Source organism: Pseudooceanicola lipolyticus (assembly GCF_002786325.1).
Taxonomy (GTDB): Bacteria; Pseudomonadota; Alphaproteobacteria; order Rhodobacterales; family Rhodobacteraceae; genus Pseudooceanicola_C; species Pseudooceanicola_C lipolyticus.
Genome location: NZ_PGTB01000298.1, coordinates 1 through 2,393, shown reverse-complemented (window position 1 = coordinate 2,393; position 2,393 = coordinate 1). Strand labels below are relative to the sequence as shown.

3 protein-coding genes are annotated in these 2,393 nt (G+C 68.3%); 2 read left to right on the top strand and 1 reads right to left on the bottom strand.

Translation table 11 applies throughout. From position 1 onward, the window contains the following. Positions 1 to 531: 16S rRNA (uracil(1498)-N(3))-methyltransferase (locus CVM52_RS25225; protein WP_100165009.1), on the bottom strand; the 531-nt coding region annotated here is incomplete at its 3' end. 12 nt (positions 532 to 543) lie between these two features. On the opposite strand from CVM52_RS25225, the gene ubiA reads away from it, so the two are divergent. Further along, positions 544 to 1,506: a 4-hydroxybenzoate octaprenyltransferase gene (gene ubiA, locus CVM52_RS25220; protein ID WP_100165008.1), complete on the top strand. Its 963-nt coding sequence runs from the start codon at positions 544 to 546 to the stop codon at positions 1,504 to 1,506. Positions 1,507 to 1,574: 68 nt separating this feature from the next. Then, positions 1,575 to 2,393, top strand: an 819-nt coding sequence (locus CVM52_RS25215) for a BON domain-containing protein (RefSeq protein ID WP_133119994.1), incomplete at its 3' end; no start/stop codon positions are given.

Sequence of the window (2,393 nt, the reverse complement as noted above, 5' to 3'; positions counted from 1 at the left end):
CAGACCCGACGGCGCCCCGGCGGCGCCCTCGTCACAGAACAGCAGACGGCGCGAGCCGGACCAATCGGCCAGCAGCCGGTCCAACCGCAGCAGGCCGGCCACCTCGGGCACCGTGGTGGCGCCGCATTGCTCGGCCGCCTCGACCGCATGCGCCTGCAGCCGGTCCTGGCGGATGCGCTCGGAATTGGTGAACTCGGTCTGCACCGGCTGGATCCGCGCTGCCCCCAGTTCCACCGCCTTTTCAACGATGAAATCGGTGCGTGCCTTCTTGACCGGCGCGAATAACAGCCACAGGTCGGGCGGGGTTTGCTGCGGCCGGGTCGGCGACGATACCGCCAGCGCGCCGCCGCGCTTGCCCGCCGCACTGACCGTGGCCAGCCATTCGCCGTCCTGCCCGTTGAACAGCAAAACACCGGCCCCTTCAGCCAGCCGCATCACCCCGAACAGGTAATGTGCCTGGTCCCGGTTCAAGGGAACCGTTTGCCCTTCCCCCAGGGGGTGCTCTACATACAACCTGATCTTCGCGCTCATGGAACAGGATATATGCAAGGCGACGCCCCTATGCCAGACGGTCAGGTATCCGACGCCCCGCAGGACAACTGGGTCGACACCCACGCGCCGGCGCCGCTGCGGCCCTATCTGCGGCTGTCGCGCGCCGACCGGCCAATCGGCACCTGGCTGCTGCTGCTGCCCTGCTGGTGGGGGCTGACACTGGCGATCCTTGCCGATCAGAGCCCGCGCTGGGAAGACCTGTGGATCTTCGCCGGCTGCGGCCTCGGCGCCATCCTGATGCGCGGCGCCGGCTGCACCTGGAACGACATCGCCGACCGCGACATCGACGGCAAGGTCGCGCGCACCCGGTCGCGGCCGATCCCCTCGGGCGCGGTCAGCGTGAGACAGGCGCTGGCCTGGATGGTGCTGCAATCGCTGATTGCGCTGGGCATCCTGCTCACCTTCCATCCCGCCGCAATCGCCATGGGGGTGCTGTCGCTGCTGACCGTCACCGTCTATCCCTTTGCCAAGCGGTTCACCTGGTGGCCGCAGGTCTTCCTGGGCCTCGCCTTCAACTGGGGCGCGATGCTGGCCTGGACGGCGCATAGCGGCAGCCTGGGCTGGCCGGCGGTGATCCTGTACCTGTCCGGCATCTGCTGGACGCTGTTCTACGACACCATCTATGCCCACCAGGACGCCGAGGACGACGCCCTGATCGGGGTGAAATCAACCGCGCGCCTGTTCGGCGCCGAAACCGTGGGCTGGCTGAAATATTTCCTGGTCGGCACCGTTCTGCTGATGGGAATCGCCATCATCCTGGCGGTGCAGCCGCAGGCAAGCGTCCTGGCACTGGTGCTGGCGCTGGGCGGACCCTGGGCGATGGGCTGGCACATGGCCTGGCAGCTGCGCGGCTTCGACCCCGAGGATGGCGGCAAGATGCTGCAGCTGTTCCGCGCCAACCGCGACACCGGCCTTATTCCGCTCATCTTCCTGGCAGTGGCGTTGCTGGCCTGATTGAACCCGGCGGCCCGCGCCGTTAAGAGAGACCCCGTTCAGCAAAGACGGGGTGAGACCGGCAACCGATGCGCATTTCCACGGCAGTCGTCGTTCTGGCAACCTTCCTATCGGGCGCGCTGCTGTGCCTTATCGCCGCCGGCTACATGGCCACGGCGGTCGAGGACTCCTCGGAAACCGTGGTTCGCGAAGCGCTGGATCAGCGTGGGCTGGACTGGGCCCAGGTCGAATCCGACGGCTTGCGCGTGGTGCTGACCGGATCCGCCCCGGACGAGGCACAGCGGTTCCAGGCCACCAGCGCCGCGGGCGAAGTTGTCGATTCCGCCCGCGTCATTGACAAGATGCAGACCACCCCGCCCGAGGCGGTGGCTCCGCCGCGCTTTTCGGTCGAGATCCTGCGCAATCAAAGCGGCATCTCGGTGAACGGGCTGGTCCCGGTCTCGGAGGATCGCGAGGAGTTGATCGAACGGTTGACCGAGATCGCCGCACCGGCGCCGGTGGCCGACCTGATGGCAACTGCCGACCACCCGATCCCCGAGGGCTGGGAACAGGCGCTGGAATTCACCGCCACCGCCCTGTCGCTGCTGCCGCGTTCCAAGATCTCGGTGGATGCCGAACAGATCGCGATCACCGCCATCGCCAACAGCCCGGAAGAAAAGGCCGAGCTGGAGGCCAAGCTTCGCCGCGCCGCGCCGCGCGGCCTGCGCGTGACGCTGGACATCGCCGCGCCGCGCCCGGTGATCACCCCCTTTACCCTGCGCTATCGCATCGGCGAGGACGGCGGCCAGTTCGACGCCTGCTCGGCCGATACCGAAGAGGCGCGCGACCGTATCCTGGCCGCGGCCGAGGCGGCGGGCGGCACCGCCGGCGAGGCCTGCACCCTGGGC

Excerpts from the sequence above, each read along its gene's own strand:
- ubiA (WP_100165008.1), top strand. The coding sequence starts at position 544 with ATGCAAGGCGACGCCCCTATGCCAGACGGTCAGGTATCCGACGCCCCG.